The following is a 15,544-nucleotide window of genomic DNA, read 5'->3' on the forward strand; positions in this document are numbered from 1 at the left end:
ATAGTTGAAGGCTGTAAATAGCTTTGTGATTCGCGAACAGCTAGCTGACGAGCCATTTGAGAGAATATTAATGCGTAGGATCATTTTAGGATTGCTTTTATTAAGTACTAGCATGTTTAGCTATGCCAATATGGCGTCTCCCATTATCGATGGTACTAATGCCAGTACGGCATATTCAAGCAAAGATATCGATATATTGTCTGAAAACATAGATATCAATATTGCTGAAGGTTTTAATCAAGCTGACTATGATGTCACTTACGAAATTTATAGCGCTAAAGAAGGCGATCGAATACCTTTGGTTTTTGAGGTGTTCGATAACATAGGTAATGATACAGACAAAAGCTTTATAGTCGAAGTCGATGGGCAAGCGGTACCAGTACTTATAAATTATGACTATGAAAGTCATTCAAAATCATTGCCTGCTTATCATGATCCAGAAACGGATACGGCTGTACAGTTCAATAATGACGCTAAATACTTTGAGATAAACTTAAGCGAAGGCAATCATGTCATTAATGTTAAATATTCTGCTCATCCTACAATAGACCGTAGTAATTGGACCAATCAGTATATTTATAACTATTCATTAAAACCTGCCAAAACTTGGAAGAGTTTTGGTGACCTGACCGTTACTCTAAAGATTGCTGATGAGTCGCAATACTTAAAGACTAATCTTGGTAAGTCTTTAGGTGGAGCGCTACAAGCTGATTCGAAGTGGGTCTTCGATCATATTCCTAACGATGTTCTAGAAATATCTTACCGACAGCCACCAAGTTCTTTGGCTCAATGGCTGATTGATTTAGATGGAAGAGTAGTGTTTTTAGTATCAATAATGTTATTTGGTTTTATGCATTATAGATCGTTGCGTTCGAGTCACAAAAAGTACTCTAAACAAGCAAAAGCAATCCTTTGGTCGGGAGTGTTCATTGTGCCTCTCATAGCATTGATGATAGTTTTCTATAAAATTTACTTTATAGACTGGTTACTAGGTGAGCATGCTAGCAACTATCATGGCTATACACTTTTGATTGTTATCTTTGGCTATCCGCTAGTTTTGCCTTTTTATTTACTCATTATGAAACTGTGCGACTCTTACTTCAAACGAGTTTTTCCGCAACACTAAAAATTAGACGCAAAAAAAGCTTGCCCCTAATCTAATTAGAGGCAAGCTTTATTGTTTTATAGCGGTATTAAAGATTAGAAGGTGGTTTGTAATGCAAGGGTAGCACCTTGGTCATCATAGTTATCACGCCATTCGCCGCGATAACCTGCTGATATTTTCATACTGGCAGTCGGTGCATAGCTAAGCCCGATACCGGCGATACCAATTTCTTGTCCAATCTCTTGTCCAGTAGTAGTGAATTCATCATTGGGCGTCCCGATGAAGCTGGCAGTAATGTCAGAACGACGATCACCATTTTCGACCGCTGCCGCCAATTGACCAGTAAGTGCTAGTGTTGGGGTTAGAGCTTGCGATAGATTTAGACCAGCTGTCCAACGCAATGACTCATATTTATTTTCATCAACTACTAAGTTATAGACACCTGCACCCGTCTCACGATAGCTATCGCTTTTTGCATGCGCGTAGTTCAGTTGTGCAAATGGGCTGATATTACGTTGCTCAGTGCCAATGCGATAATCTACTCCTAAGCCTGCTTGTAGCGTATCGACTGAATAATCAGAGCTCGCAATATTATCAGTTAATATCTGAATATGACGCTCACCTTCAACATCACTTCTACCAGCACCCGCATGGAAACTCATATTAGTGGCTTCGTTAACAGCATAACGTCCATATCCGAGAACCTGCCAGCTCTTAGTTTCTAGTTCATGCTCTAAGTAGCTTTCTTCGGTATCTGCATCGCTTTCAATATAAGAGACAGCGACCCCTAAGTTAAGGTCATTGTTAATCGGAGTATCTAGACCAACAATAGCGCCATAACCTTTAGAGTCGTAGCCAGTGATACATTCTCGCCTTCATGACTACGGTCGTTACCGATGATTTGTGCCCAAATATTACGTTCAGGTTCAGTCGGAGTATGAGCGAAAATAGCATCGCTAACCGCGTAATTGGCATCAGTGAGGATGCGGTTGGTCGCACCCATAAATAATGGCTGTAACTGATTGGCAGCTGTCGCAAGCTGAGCCTGATTGAAGTTGATGGTAGAGTTAATCAAGCTATCAGCCAATACATTATCACCATTTGTCACGCGGTCCTGAATGGCTTTGTCTAATACATAAGCAATACCCAAATCATTCCGGTTCGATTGACTTGATACCGATTGAACAAAGGTAGTATCAGTAGTCGGAGTCGGAGTCGGAGTCGGAGTCGGAGTCGGAGTCGGAGTCGGAGTCGGTGTTGGAGTCGGTGTTGGAGTTGGAGTTGGAGTCGGTGTTGGAGTCGGTGTTGGAGTCGGTGTTGGAGTCGGTGTCGGTGTCGGTGTCGGTGTCGGTGTCGGTGTCGGTGTTGGTGTTGGTGTTGGTGTAGGTGTAGGTGTAGGTGTAGGTGTAGGTGTAGGTGTAGGCGTCGGTGCTACCATTTTCAGGCTAACGGCATCAGCATTACTATAATCTGCTGCAAAGCTTACTAATGGACTATTGTCGCTGACGGTTTTGAATTCACCAGTGCGCGTGGTGGCTTTGACGATATCTTTCCATTCTTTATCTTTTGCTACATTAGCGATGACTTCGTCAGCATAAATGAACAGATTTCCTTTGCTGATATCAACTGCTCCATTAATGAGAAATTTTCCATAATTTTCATCGATTATGCCATCTTCATCCCAATCAAGCAGACCAATAGTAAGTGTTTCATCATTGCCCATGATGTAATTACCATTAAACTTCAGCGTTCCTTGAGTAATGGTTAAATCACCTGTCCATTGCTTGCTGCTTTCACTAATCTCTAAAGTTCCTAATCCATACTTTGCAAATCCACCGTTTTCATCCTCTACGTTGAGCTTACCAGCATTGCCAGTAATTACTGCATTAGGATTGATGACAACATAGGTTCCAACTTCACCGTTATTATTACCCGTTGTTTCGAACGAAATACCTTTTCCACTTACTTCAATTAAATCATCTTTAGTAAAGTTAGCAAACAAATTAGGTTGATCTGTTGTAATTCTAAACTCACCACCATCGATAAAAATATTAGAAAGAGTAGAAGCTGTATTGCGTTCAATACTATTAGTTGATATAACACCGCCATTAACTAAGTTGAGCGTGCCAGATCCTGTATTGCCTACGATTAACTTCGGTGTGACAAATGTACTGTTATCGATAGTCAAAGTACCAACAGCGTTTGCACTATTTTCACCTCTACCACCAATATAAGTAGTATCAGTTGCTCTAGCCAAACCGGTATAAAAAGGAGTGTTTGATACTTTGAAGGTACCAGAGCCTTGCTGACCAATGACTAAGTTAGTAGTCTGGAACTGGTTTCTACCATCGATAGTCATAGTACCTTTGCCAGAAGCACTACTACCCAATATAGTATCTCCATAAACCTGAATAGTATTACCATTTATAGTAGGCGACTCTGTTTCTTCATCTGCACGAGTCATAGTGACGGTACCAGTACCATTTACACCAACTAATAAGTTGTTATCTACATTGACGTAAGCATCATTGCCGGTAATGTTTAAATTACCATTACCAGAGGTGCCGACTACCATTTCAAGAGTCTCTACTCTGGCATCGTTAATGTTTAATTCTCCAATAGCACTCTCACCATCTTCATCAAAACCGCCAACTTGAGTGACTCGGTCAACGATTAGAGTACTGTTATCACTAACATTTACAATTCCTTTGCCATTGAAACCGCCAAGTAAAAAATCTTTGGTAGTAATCTTGGATTCTTGCCCTGATACATTGACAGTACCTAAGTTTTCGACGCCAACGATAATAGTTTCTTGATTGTTCCATTTACCACCGCTAGACAGATTTACTTCGCCTACAGCACTATTTTCTTGAGCTAAGTCAGCATTGTTCGAATTTAATATAGCATTATTTGTGACGTTGATAATTCCTGAGCCTTCTCGACCTACTATTAGGCTGGAGCTAACATTAGCTACAGAGTTTACGTCGCTGATAGCCAACGTACCTTCAGAACCTGATAGATCACCTACAGACATTTTATCGCTAGTGACGGTTCCTGCATTACCAATACTTAGTGAAGCACTTTCGGTTGTTCCTATGAAAAAACTATCTTTAACATCGATTTTTGATCCTGCACCTTTAACCACCACCTTGCTTCCTGCAGAACCTATATTATTAGCAACAACTAAAGTGTTAGTGGTAAGGTTACCGCCATTTTGAACAGAGAGACTACCTGTACCATTATCGCCAACAAAGACATTATTCTGAGCAATCAAATTACTTCCAGTACCGTCAACGACTACATTGCCTATTGAGTCTGTCTCATCAGCAATAATCAAATTATTTGTTATTGCATTGCCTGATTTAGTTATATTTAAACGCCCACTAGTATTTGAACCGTAGCCTAGTATTATTTTATCAGTAGCCTTTAACTGCCCATTGTTAGTGATATTAATTTCACCATCAACGAGTCCTCCTATGGCTATAGCAGGCGCACTCAATAAAGCATTATTAACAGTCACTTTACTAAATCTATCAACACCTACAGTACTACTAACACCAGCTTCTACAGCGGCGCCATTTTCAATAGAAACGTCTGTATCTATAGCTAGCACTTTACCATCTGGGTTTGCACCAAAGTTAATTTGATTATTTGGTGCTGCAAGGACAGTTCCTGGATTAGTTATCAAAACACTACCATTGATAGCAACAATATCTTGATACTCTGTACGTTGACCATCATTGACTACAATGTCAGCTGCCATCGCCGTCCCTGACAAAGAAAGCATAGCTAGTGCTAAGGGTGTCATTATGAGCTTGCTAGCTGTTTGCGATTTACCAGACGCGGATTTACCACGAGATTTGGCAAGTTCGGAGACGCATTGATAAACACCTAAAGCACGATTAAAAACAACACGGTAAACATGATTCATACTGATAACCTTAACTCTAGTCGATGTTTAAGTAACGAATTATTACTTATTAACCGTATATTACTTGATTTAAGCCGCTTGTCTATAACTTATTACACAATTGTTTATGCTGAATTTATGACAATAAAAAGGCTCGAAACTGAAGAGGGTTTCGAGCCTTTATAATGCAACGTTTTTCAGTACTTAAAATCAAACCTCTTGATACAACTGACGATTGTCAGAATGACATTTCTTGGTCATCTTCGTCCTACCTCAACGAATTTTTTCAGAACTGGCTTCACCAAGTTGTCCAATGAGATCCGTATTCATCTCTTTCGCTAGATGACCCGCATTCGTTCAGTCGACTGTTTAAAGCATTGCTTTTTGGCTGGCGGCATTTTTGTCCAGTCCTGCCGCATAATCTCGCACGTTCTGAGTGATTTTCATCGAACAGAATTTTGGCCCACACATCGAGCAAAAGTGCGCTGTCTTATGCGCGTCTTTCGGTAGCGTTTCGTCGTGATATTCACGCGCCGTATCTGGATCGAGTGCTAGATTGAACTGATCATCCCAGCGGAATTCAAAACGCGCTTTAGATAACGCATTGTCACGTGCTTGTGCACCTGGATGACCTTTGGCCAAATCAGCAGCATGGGCAGCAATTTTGTAAGTGATGATGCCGTCTTTGACATCTTTTTTGTTTGGTAGACCCAAATGCTCTTTTGGCGTGACATAACAAAGCATGGCGGTACCGAACCAACCAATCATCGCCGCTCCAATGGCACTAGTAATATGGTCATAACCCGGTGCAATATCAGTCGTTAATGGCCCTAACGTATAAAATGGTGCGTCCGCACACAGCTCAAGCTGCAAATCCATATTTTCTTTAATACGGTTCATCGCGACGTGACCCGGTCCTTCAACCATCACCTGCACATCATGCTCCCATGCCACTTTGGTCAGCTCACCCAAGGTTTTGAGTTCGCTAAACTGGGCTTCGTCATTGGCATCTTGTAAACAACCCGGACGTAGGCCATCACCCAAACTAAAGGCAACATCGTAGGCTTTCATAATCTCGCAGATGTCTTCAAAGTGAGTGTATAAAAAGCTTTCTTGTTGATGCACCATGCACCACTGCGCCATGATAGAGCCGCCGCGCGACACAATGCCCGTCAGGCGTCCGGCAGTCATTGGCACATAATCCAGCAGCACACCTGCGTGAATGGTGAAATAATCAACGCCTTGCTCTGCTTGTTCAATTAAGGTGTCGCGGAATATCTCCCACGTTAAATCTTCAGCCACGCCATCGACTTTTTCTAGCGCTTGATAAATGGGTACGGTACCAATCGGCACTGGTGAGTTACGAATCAGCCATTCGCGGGTTTCGTGAATATGATTGCCGGTGGACAAATCCATGATGTTATCCGCGCCCCAACGTGTGGCCCACGTCATTTTTGAGACTTCTTCATCAATAGAAGAACCCAGCGCTGAGTTACCGATATTGGCGTTGATTTTGACCAAAAAATTGCGCCCGATAATCATCGGCTCAGATTCAGGGTGGTTAATGTTGTTGGGAATGATGGCACGTCCAGCGGCCACTTCACTACGCACAAACTCAGGCGTGATAACCGTCGGCGTATTAGCACCAAAGCTCTCTCCGTCATGTTGGCGTATGTCCGTCAAGTCATGCTGCTTTTGGGTTTCGCGAATGGCAATATATTCCATTTCAGGCGTAATAATGCCGCGACGTGCGTAGTACATTTGAGTGACGTTGCCTGTTTTGCCATCAACATCTTTGGCACGGCGCGGTTTATCAATGTGAGCAAATCGTAAGTTGGCAGTGCTGATATCACGCGCGCGTGTTTGTCCATACTGACTTGATAGACCTGTTAACTGCTCGGTATCTCCGCGCTCGTTTATCCAGCCTTCACGTAGTTTTGGCAGACCTTTGGTGAGGTCGATGGTGGCATTGGGGTCAGTATAAACACCTGAGGTGTCATAGACATAAAACGGTGGGTTTGGCTCCCATTCGTTCTCAGAAACGCCTTGCACAGGGGTAGGATCAAGCGTTATTTCGCGCATCGGTACTTGAATATCGGGTCTTGAGCCTTCGATATAAATTTTACGGGAGGCGGGTAAGATACGGTGTAAGTCGCGGGCATCTTCTTCAAAGCGCGCGTCTGTTTGATGGCGATGGGCAGGGGTTTTTAGGGCATCTGCTTTTTTATCCGCTTTGCTGGCAGTCGCGTTGAGCGAAGCATCGGCTGGGATATGAGTTTGAGCAGCTTTTGTGTTCGAGGTAATGTCTGAAATAGTCATATGCTGTCCTAGCGTGTTGGTCTAATAGTATAGGCAACACCGCCAGAATCTGCGGGGGTAAGCATATATGATACGGACAAATTCAATCGTAAAAAAACCTGCTAGCGCTATCAAACCTAAACGTAGTCAGTGATCTTTCGCTGATTGAGGGACGGAACTGATTATTAACGCTATCCATCAGCACAAAAAATACTGATAGAGGTTGGCGATAATAAAAAGGCATTTCTGCACGCCCTTTGTACTTGTATAACATAGGCTTAAGACTTCCCTGCGTCGGTACTAACCGCATCAGGTTCGGCGGGTGATCTCTCAGCGAATGTATAAAGGCGGTTACTTTAATAAAGCGAATTTAATAAAGCCAGTCTTTAATACACCGCACCCCGAGTCTGTCAGTGTTGTGAATCTTATTCATACTAACAAAATTCTGCACCAACGGCTAATAGTATTTGGCTAATCATATAACAACTTAAGATGGCGTCTGATGGTTTCTATGAGTATGGTTGTATCAGGTTGTTATCTATAAATTATTGATATCATTTGTATTTATTGAAAATATAGCAGTGTTACCTGAATATTATGTAAAGCGAATGAAAGATTGTGACAACTGTCATCAAACTGTCATAAAGATTTGGCAAGATAGCACGCATATCACAAACAATACTTTTTCATATCGTTGTTAAACTTCAGGAGTCCTACATGCGTTATTCGTTATTAGCAGTAGCCGTTAGTTGTACATTAATGCTCACGGCATGTAATAAATCAACCGACACGGCAGAGCCCACTGCTGATACTAGCAGTAGCGCTGCTGCCACCGCTGAAACAACCACTCAGACTCAAGGAACGCCTTCTGCTGACACCGGTTTTAAATCTGCTGAAAATATCGCCATGAATATCACGGGTGCAGGTGCGTCATTCCCGCAGCCTATCTATGCCAAATGGTCTTATGACTACAATGGAGCAACTGGTGGCCAAGTCAACTATCAATCTATTGGTTCATCTGGTGGTATCAAGCAAATTCAATCAAAAACCGTTGACTTTGGTGCTTCTGATGCACCGATGACGCCTGAAGAGCTTGAAGAGTCTGGCCTTATTCAGTTTCCGACAGTTATCGGTGGCGTCGTGCCAATCGTCAACATCGATGGTATAGAGCCGGGCGCATTGAAGCTAGACGGTACGACCTTAGCAGATATCTATTTGGGTAAAATCAGTAAATGGAATGACCCAGCTATCAAAGCCATGAACCCAGATTTGACCTTGCCAGACGCGGCAATAACGACGGTATTCCGCTCAGACGGTTCAGGTACGACTTTTAACTTTACTGACTATCTGGCCAAAGTATCACCAGATTGGAAAGACACGGTTGGTGTTGATAAAACAGTCAAATGGCCGACCTCTGCGACTGGTGCAGGCGGTAAAGGTAATGAAGGGGTTTCAAGCTACGTTAACCGTATGAAAAACTCTATCGGCTATGTTGAGTATGCTTACGCTAAGCAAAACAAAATGTCACATACGGCATTGAAAAATGCAGCTGGCAACATCGTGCAACCATCAGCTGAGACCTTTGCTGCGGCAGGTGATATTGATTGGTCACAACAAGAAGGCTTTTATAAAGTCATCACCAACTCTGAGACTGACCAAGCATGGCCTATCGCTGCTGCCACCTTTATCTTAGTCCATAAGCAACCAGAGAATCCTCAGCAAGTTGCTGGCGTGTTGAACTTCTTTGACTGGGCTTATAGCCAAGGTGATGATGATGCTATGGCACTAGACTACGTACCATTCTCTGACACGGCAGTGGCCTTGTTCAAAGCAAAATGGAACGACGTAAAAGGTAGCGATGGACAGCCTGTCTATAAACCTGCTCAGTAGTTCGATAGTCCTTATTTAATAACGATCGAATTACCCTTTCAAACAACTATTCTCCGGTAGTTGTTTGAAAGGTTTTATCACAGCGAATTTAATCGCAAAGCCAATGATATTTATAGCTTCTGATACTTATATCTGCTGAGTTTGTTGTGATAAAACCTGATAAATACGCTCATTTTTTAATCTTATTCTATTGAATGCTGAGACACTTATGACAGACTTAAGGTCCCAACTGGCTAAACAAAAACGTTACGATGCTTTATTCGTCAACTCCACCAAAGCATTTGCCATACTGGTATTGATGTCTCTAGGTGGTATTTTAGTGTCGTTAATTGTCGGGGCTTGGCCAAGTATTCAAGAGTTTGGTCTAGGTTTTTATACCAGCAATAACTGGGACACGGTCGCCAATGAATACGGTGCACTTGCACCCATCTATGGCACCTTAGTGACCTCCTTTATCGCCATTCTGATAGCCGTGCCAGTGAGCTTTGGCATTGCCATATTTTTGACCGAAATGTGTCCTGCTTTTCTAAAAAAACCGCTTGGTATCGCCATTGAGTTATTGGCTGGTATCCCCTCTATCATTTATGGTATGTGGGGCTTGTTCGTCTTCGCGCCGTTTTTTGGCGATCACATCCAGCCATGGTTTATTGAACACGTCGGCCCTTTACCGATTATTGGTAAACTGTTTGAAGGCGCACCGATGGGACTGGGTATGTTCACAGCGTCCTTGGTGCTTGCCATCATGATTATTCCCTTTATCGCTGCCACCATGCGCGATGTTTTTTCCGTCGTGCCAGACTTATTAAAAGAATCAGCCTATGGCATGGGCGCGACGACTTGGGAAGTCATGTTCAAGATTATTTTGCCGTATACCAAAGCTGGTGTGGTTGGTGGCGTTATCTTAGGACTGGGTCGCGCATTGGGCGAGACCATGGCGGTGACTTTCTTGATTGGTAATGCCTTTAATATCAGTCCGAGCCTGTTTACCTCTGGGGTTACGATTACCTCAGCGCTGGCCAATGAGTTCGCCGAAGCGTCTAGTGAGCTGCATCTGGCGTCGTTGCTACATCTAGGCTTAATCTTATTTGTGATTACTTTCATTGTGCTGTCCATAGCGAAGCTCATGCTCATGCGCATGGATCATAAAGCAGGCAATCGCTAAGCTGACGTTGTATCAGCACGATAGAGATTAATGTTGTCTAAAGAGATTATCTAAAAAGGCTATCTAAAAAGATATGGGAAACGAATGTTATGCCTAATCAAGCTATCAGAGCTACTACCGCATTACCGATGAAGACAAGCTTTGAGGCACGTTATAACAAAAGCCTTTATAACAAGCGTCGTCGTCTGAATAAGCTTGGATTGGGCTTTGCGTTGTCGGCGATGGCGTTTGGCTTATTCTGGCTATTATGGATTTTACTGACCCTGTTCGTTGAAGGCTTTCAAGGATTGGTACAGTTGCCAGTATTTACGGCTGATACCCCACCACCGATGAGCGCAGGTGGCCTACGCAACGCCATTGTCGGCTCAATCATGTTGGCGTTTTCAGGCTTGTTTATCGGTGCCCCGATTGGGCTGATGACCGGTATTTATTTGTCAGAATTTTCTCAAGGTAGTATGCTAGGTAAGGTAACTCGTTTTTTAAACGATATTTTGCTATCAGCACCCTCGATTGTGATTGGTCTCTTTATTTATGCGCTGATGGTCAAAGGCAATAACTTTTCTGGTTGGGCAGGCGCATTGGCGTTGGCATTAATCGTTATTCCTGTCGTCGTACGCACCACAGAAAATATGCTCAACTTAGTGCCCAATAGCATCCGTGAAGCGGCTTACGCCTTGGGCACACCAAAGTGGCAACTGGTGACCAAAGTCACGATCAAAGCTGCCAAAGCGGGACTGACCACAGGTGTGTTGTTAGCTTTTGCTAGAATCACTGGTGAAACTGCACCGTTACTATTCACTGCGCTGAACAATCAATACTTTAGTACTGATATGGGTAAGCCCATTGCTAACTTGCCCAACACCATCTATCAGTTTGCCATGAGTCCTTATGACAATTGGCATACCTTGGCATGGTCAGCGGCATTACTGATTACCTTGTCTGTATTGATACTGAATATTTTGGCGCGGTTTATTGGCAACCGTGGTCACAGCAAATAAAAGCTACTAGAAAATCAGGCCTCGTCGATTTTTACTTAAATTTATATCACTTTTCATTGAGTTAGGTTGGATAAGATTATGAATGATGTCATCAATAAAGCGCCTAAAAAAACGGCGGTTAAAAAGTCTCATATCACCGAAGGCAATCTATTAACCAACCCTTTATCGACCAGTGCACAAATGGCTCAGCCAGACGCCGCAAGCTTTAACAAGCAAACACTGCATGATATTCCACAAAATATGCCGCCTGCAAAATTGGAAGTTCGAGATCTGAATTTTTATTACGATGATTTCCAAGCATTAAAGAATATCAATATTGATATCCCTGATAAAAAAGTGACCGCGTTTATTGGCCCATCAGGTTGTGGAAAATCAACGCTGCTGCGTACCTTTAATCGTATGTATGATCTGTATCCGGGCATGCGGGCAGAAGGTAATATCAATATTGACGGTGCAAATATTCTAGACAAAGACGTTGATGTTAATTTGCTACGCGCACGAGTCGGCATGGTCTTTCAAAAACCGACGCCATTCCCAATGTCGATTTACGACAATGTGGCGTTTGGTGTGCGTCTTTATGAAAAATTAAGCAAAGCTGAGCTGGACAATCGAGTGGAATGGGCGCTGAAAAAATCAGCATTATGGCCTGAGGTTAAAGACAAACTGAAAGCCTCTGGACTGTCGTTGTCTGGTGGACAGCAGCAACGCTTATGTATAGCGCGTAGTGTCGCCACCAAGCCAGAAGTATTGTTACTCGATGAGCCAACTTCTGCACTTGATCCTATCTCTACCGGTGCTATTGAAGCGCTGATTGAAGATCTCAAAAACGACTATACCATCGCTATCGTCACGCATAACATGCAGCAAGCGGCACGGGTGTCAGACTACACGGTCTATATGTATTTAGGCGATATGATCGAGATGGGCGAGACGGATCAGATATTTACCAAACCGGCGCAAAAAGCGACGGAAGATTATATTACGGGTCGTTATGGCTAAGCGCATTGATGATTAAGTTGGGCGACGCTTAGAGTCAGCCGTCAGTCGCTTTTCATTGAGTGATAATGTCAGTCATTACGCTGATGGTTATGTACTGACCATCAAGCACTGATAATAAGACGCTGATAACAAGCAAATAGGATGAGCACTTATTGTGAGCAATCATTCGAAGTTTTTGACATTGACCGAGGTATATCGGCAGATCGGTTTTGAGCACTCAAACAATGTGCCCTTTAATAGGCACACGGTGTCATCGAAACCCAGATTTCAGGGAATACGTTCTATGCAAAATGACAAGCATATCTCTAAAAGTTTTGACCAAGATCTTGATGAAGCGATTCGACTGTTTCTGCATATGGGTGATAGCGCGGCCAATCAAGTCGCCAAGGCAATCCATGCATTAACCGATAAAAACCAAGCGCTGGCACAAGAAGTGATTGATATGGATTTTGATATCAATCGTATGGAAGTCGATTTGGACGAACATATTTTATTACTGGTTGCCAAACGTCAGCCAGCTGCCAGTGATTTGCGTTTGGTCATGGCCATCAGCAAAGGCGTGGTTGATTTAGAGCGCATCGGTGATGAAGCGGTGAAAATCGCCCAGATGGCAATCAAAATTATCGCGCAAGGTAAGACTGAGTATGGGTATGCGGAAGTCCAGCATCTGAGCAACCAAGTTCGGCTGATGGTACATAATGCGCTGGAAGCCTTTAGCCAATCAAACGCTGAGCAAGCTTTTGAAGTCATGCGTAATGATAAGGTGGTCAATGATGAGTATCAGTCGGCCATTCGCGCCTTGATGACTTATATCATGGAGGACTCGCGCTATGTCTCAAAAGTCATGAATATTATGTGGGTGCTGCGCGCGCTTGAGCGTATCGGTGATCATGCGCAGAACGTGGCAGAGCTGGTTATTAATTATATCAGCGGTCAGGACGTGCGTCATTCAGACTATGCTGAGGTCGAAAAAGCGGTGCAAGAAGCCAACGATCGAATGGCTGCACGCCAAGCAAGCGCAACATCCGTTACCGATGCTGGCGCAGCAAACAAGACTGAGGATTGATAGGGTATTTAACACGCGTTATAGTCGATGTACTCTAAAAAGAACATAGCGCTACTGGGATGCTGTCTTCAAATGTAGGTTGCGCAGCCTCTGGGAACGCAGCACGCCAGTCAAATTTATAACAGTAGCGCTTTTAAATTTATATAACAGTTTTATTTTCAACAGACCCTATAATCTATAAATAAAAAGCGCGCTATATTATTTATATAGCGCGTTTTTTTATAGCAGAAAATCAAAAATAATTAGCTTTCTGGCGTCCAACCTTGCGCGCGCTCATAATCTTCATTGTCTAAAAACTTATCACGTTGCTCGGTTAAAAACTGCTTGGCCTTAGGATCCATCATGCTTAGATGATTTTCGTTAATCAGCATGGTTTGGTGCTCAATCCATTCTTTCCATGCTTTGTCAGAGACCGTTTCTTGCAGCTCTTGACCTTTTTTATTAGGAAAAGGTGGATGTGGCATTTTTGGCAATTCTTGCTGATATTTGCGGCAAAATACCGTATTGGCTTGTGGATTAAAACTCTCAGTCATGAGGCAGTCCTTATTGTATTATTAAATAATTAAGTCAAATATTAGTATCCACCTATGATAACGGTCTTAGTAGATTTAGCCAAGCCTATCAGGTGTATAGAAGGTAACAGATGCTTTATCTACTGATGTTAATAAAAAACCTCGCCAATCATGAACTGCCCCCCGAAACTTGGACGGTTTAATTAAAGATAGGACTGAGCTCTGTATTGTACAGGGCTCAGTCCTTTTAGTTTAAGCTGAATTCTTTCATGATTGTAGTAATGCACATACTTATGAATCTGTTGCTCTAACGCCTCAATACTCGATGGCTTTTCAATATAAATAGTCTCACACTTGAGCGTACCGAAGAAGCTCTCCATCAGCGCATTGTCTAAGCAGTTACCTTTTCGGCTCATACTTTGCTGGATGTTATTGGCTTTTAGCGTTGTTGCAAACGGTTTCATCTGATAGTGCCACCCTTGATCTGAATGCAGCGTTAGCTGCTCCTTGAGCCTGCGCTTTAATGTTATGCCTTTGAGCGCGCGATCAAGCATCTGTTTCACCAAGTCATATACGGGTCGTCTTGATAATTCATAACTGATGATCTCATTATTAAAGCAATCGAGTATGGGTGACAGATACAGTTTATCATCGCCCACTTTAAACTCAGTAATGTCAGTCAGCCACCTGCGATTTGGCGCTTTTGCTCTAAACCTACGTTTGACCCTATTCTTGGCAATAACGCCGCACTGTCCTTTGTAGGAACGATACTTTTGTCGTCTGATTCTCGCGGTAAGTTTAAGCTCGTTCATAAGCCGTGCGATGAGCTTGTGGTTGTATCTTAGTCCTTCGTTCTTAAGCGTTTGAGTGATTCTACGGTAGCCATACCGACCTTTATGGTGATGATAGACGTCACTGATACGCTGTTTAAGATCGGCATACTTGTCTGTCGCTTGCAGAACACGCAGATGATAGTAAAAGCTGCTCCTTGCTATATCTGCAATGAGTAATAGTAAAGCGAGCGGATGCTGATCTCTTAGTCCTTTGACGAGCCTTGCTTTGTCTGGTTGGCTTTCCTCTCTTTGAGCAAGGCATCGAGCTTTTTTAGGTAGGCGTTCTCCGCTTTGAGGTATTCATTCTCGCGTTTGAGCTCCTCTATACTCTTCTCATGCTCAGGCTTGTCAGTGAGATAAGGGTGCTTCACAGTAGGTCGTCCTTTAGCTTTGGCAGTTAAGCCTAGCATACCATGACGAGCATAGGCGGTGCGCCATACACTAATCAGCGCAGGCGAGCTAATGTTAAACCTCAAAGCGGCTTGCGATTGACTTAAACCTTCACCTGCCATTGTGGTCAGGACTTGAAGCTTGAACTCGCTACCTGTAGATGGCTTTGCCAGCTTTAGGTTTGATTGCAAGTATACCGTCTTTTAAATACTGGTTTACCCACTTAAAAACATCTTTATCATTAATATTAAAATGCTTTGCGGTAGCAATGCCTGAATGTCCTTGTTGATAATAGGCTATCACCCTTAGTTTAAAGTCGATGTCATACTTCATAAAATAACCCCCATAAGTTGTGTCCAACTTATGGGGGTCAGTTCAAGA

The 15,544-nt window shown here is 43.0% G+C and carries 13 protein-coding genes and 1 riboswitch; of the genes, 6 read left to right on the forward strand and 7 right to left on the reverse strand.

All coding sequences use genetic code 11. The annotated features are described in order from the left end of the window. Positions 1-4: 4 nt before the first annotated feature. On the forward strand, positions 5-1,126 hold the full coding sequence (locus RH96_RS10550) for a hypothetical protein (protein ID WP_141629743.1): 1,122 nt from the start codon (positions 5-7) through the stop codon (positions 1,124-1,126). Between the two features lie 74 nt (positions 1,127-1,200). Here the strand turns inward: RH96_RS10550 and RH96_RS10555 are convergent, their stop codons facing one another. The 3 genes from RH96_RS10555 to thiC form a co-directional block, all read right to left on the reverse strand. After that, the gene (locus RH96_RS10555; protein WP_081501595.1) at positions 1,201-1,968 is read right to left on the reverse strand and encodes an autotransporter outer membrane beta-barrel domain-containing protein; all 768 of its coding nucleotides are present in this window, start codon (positions 1,966-1,968) and stop codon (positions 1,201-1,203) included. Further along, positions 1,923-5,036, reverse strand: a complete 3,114-nt coding sequence (locus RH96_RS10560) for an ESPR-type extended signal peptide-containing protein (protein WP_010200760.1) — start codon at positions 5,034-5,036, stop codon at positions 1,923-1,925. Before RH96_RS10560 ends, RH96_RS10555 begins: the two co-directional genes overlap by 46 nt. A 348-nt stretch (positions 5,037-5,384) precedes the next feature. Further along, positions 5,385-7,334 carry a phosphomethylpyrimidine synthase ThiC gene (thiC, locus tag RH96_RS10565; RefSeq protein ID WP_010200762.1) on the reverse strand — a complete coding sequence of 650 codons (1,950 nt, stop codon included), beginning with the start codon at positions 7,332-7,334 and terminating at the stop codon, positions 5,385-5,387. A gap of 248 nt (positions 7,335-7,582) precedes the next feature. Then, a riboswitch (TPP riboswitch) is annotated at positions 7,583-7,727 on the reverse strand. A 303-nt stretch (positions 7,728-8,030) separates the two neighbouring features. Here thiC and pstS point away from each other — a divergent pair. The 5 genes from pstS to phoU all read left to right on the forward strand — a co-directional run bounded on the left by pstS (position 8,031) and on the right by phoU (position 13,428). Further along, a complete protein-coding gene (gene pstS, locus RH96_RS10570) occupies positions 8,031-9,203 on the forward strand; it encodes a phosphate ABC transporter substrate-binding protein PstS (RefSeq protein ID WP_010200764.1) in 1,173 nt (390 codons plus the stop codon). 208 nt (positions 9,204-9,411) lie between these two features. Beyond that, positions 9,412-10,365: a phosphate ABC transporter permease subunit PstC gene (gene pstC, locus RH96_RS10575; RefSeq protein ID WP_010200767.1), complete on the forward strand. Its 954-nt coding sequence runs from the start codon at positions 9,412-9,414 to the stop codon at positions 10,363-10,365. A gap of 89 nt (positions 10,366-10,454) precedes the next feature. After that, positions 10,455-11,363, forward strand: a complete 909-nt coding sequence (gene pstA, locus RH96_RS10580; RefSeq protein WP_010200769.1) for a phosphate ABC transporter permease PstA — start codon at positions 10,455-10,457, stop codon at positions 11,361-11,363. A gap of 78 nt (positions 11,364-11,441) precedes the next feature. After that, on the forward strand, positions 11,442-12,362 hold the full coding sequence (pstB, locus tag RH96_RS10585) for a phosphate ABC transporter ATP-binding protein PstB (protein WP_010200770.1): 921 nt from the start codon (positions 11,442-11,444) through the stop codon (positions 12,360-12,362). 283 nt (positions 12,363-12,645) lie between these two features. After that, the gene (phoU, locus tag RH96_RS10590; protein ID WP_010200772.1) at positions 12,646-13,428 is read left to right on the forward strand and encodes a phosphate signaling complex protein PhoU; all 783 of its coding nucleotides are present in this window, start codon (positions 12,646-12,648) and stop codon (positions 13,426-13,428) included. Between the two features lie 242 nt (positions 13,429-13,670). Here phoU and RH96_RS10595 read toward each other — a convergent pair whose 3' ends face one another. From RH96_RS10595 to RH96_RS15265, 4 genes are all read right to left on the reverse strand, one after another. Then, positions 13,671-13,961: an oxidative damage protection protein gene (locus tag RH96_RS10595; RefSeq protein ID WP_010200774.1), complete on the reverse strand. Its 291-nt coding sequence runs from the start codon at positions 13,959-13,961 to the stop codon at positions 13,671-13,673. A 182-nt stretch (positions 13,962-14,143) separates the two neighbouring features. After that, entirely contained in the window at positions 14,144-15,073 is a 930-nt protein-coding gene (locus tag RH96_RS10600) for an IS3 family transposase (RefSeq protein WP_141629744.1), read from the reverse strand. After that, positions 14,977-15,354 (reverse strand): helix-turn-helix domain-containing protein, encoded by a 378-nt coding sequence (locus RH96_RS10605; protein WP_227500960.1) that lies wholly within the window; start codon positions 15,352-15,354, stop codon positions 14,977-14,979. The genes RH96_RS10600 and RH96_RS10605 overlap by 97 nt, the downstream gene beginning before the upstream one ends. Beyond that, on the reverse strand, positions 15,314-15,496 hold the full coding sequence (locus tag RH96_RS15265; protein WP_227500961.1) for a helix-turn-helix domain-containing protein: 183 nt from the start codon (positions 15,494-15,496) through the stop codon (positions 15,314-15,316). The genes RH96_RS10605 and RH96_RS15265 overlap by 41 nt, the downstream gene beginning before the upstream one ends. Positions 15,497-15,544 lie beyond the last annotated feature (48 nt).

The organism is Psychrobacter sp. PAMC 21119 (genome assembly GCF_000247495.1).
GTDB classification, from domain to species: Bacteria; Pseudomonadota; Gammaproteobacteria; order Pseudomonadales; family Moraxellaceae; genus Psychrobacter; species Psychrobacter glaciei.

Bases quoted from the DNA above. Each gene is read 5' to 3' on its own strand.
- pstS (WP_010200764.1), top strand. From the start codon at position 8,031: ATGCGTTATTCGTTATTAGCAGTAGCCGTTAGTTGTACATTAATGCTC.
- thiC (WP_010200762.1), bottom strand. From the start codon at position 7,334: ATGACTATTTCAGACATTACCTCGAACACAAAAGCTGCTCAAACTCAT.
- pstB (WP_010200770.1), top strand. From the start codon at position 11,442: ATGAATGATGTCATCAATAAAGCGCCTAAAAAAACGGCGGTTAAAAAG.
- RH96_RS15265 (WP_227500961.1), bottom strand. From the start codon at position 15,496: ATGAAGTATGACATCGACTTTAAACTAAGGGTGATAGCCTATTATCAA.
- pstA (WP_010200769.1), top strand. From the start codon at position 10,455: ATGCCTAATCAAGCTATCAGAGCTACTACCGCATTACCGATGAAGACA.
- pstC (WP_010200767.1), top strand. From the start codon at position 9,412: ATGACAGACTTAAGGTCCCAACTGGCTAAACAAAAACGTTACGATGCT.
- RH96_RS10560 (WP_010200760.1), bottom strand. From the start codon at position 5,036: ATGAATCATGTTTACCGTGTTGTTTTTAATCGTGCTTTAGGTGTTTAT.
- RH96_RS10595 (WP_010200774.1), bottom strand. From the start codon at position 13,961: ATGACTGAGAGTTTTAATCCACAAGCCAATACGGTATTTTGCCGCAAA.
- phoU (WP_010200772.1), top strand. From the start codon at position 12,646: ATGCAAAATGACAAGCATATCTCTAAAAGTTTTGACCAAGATCTTGAT.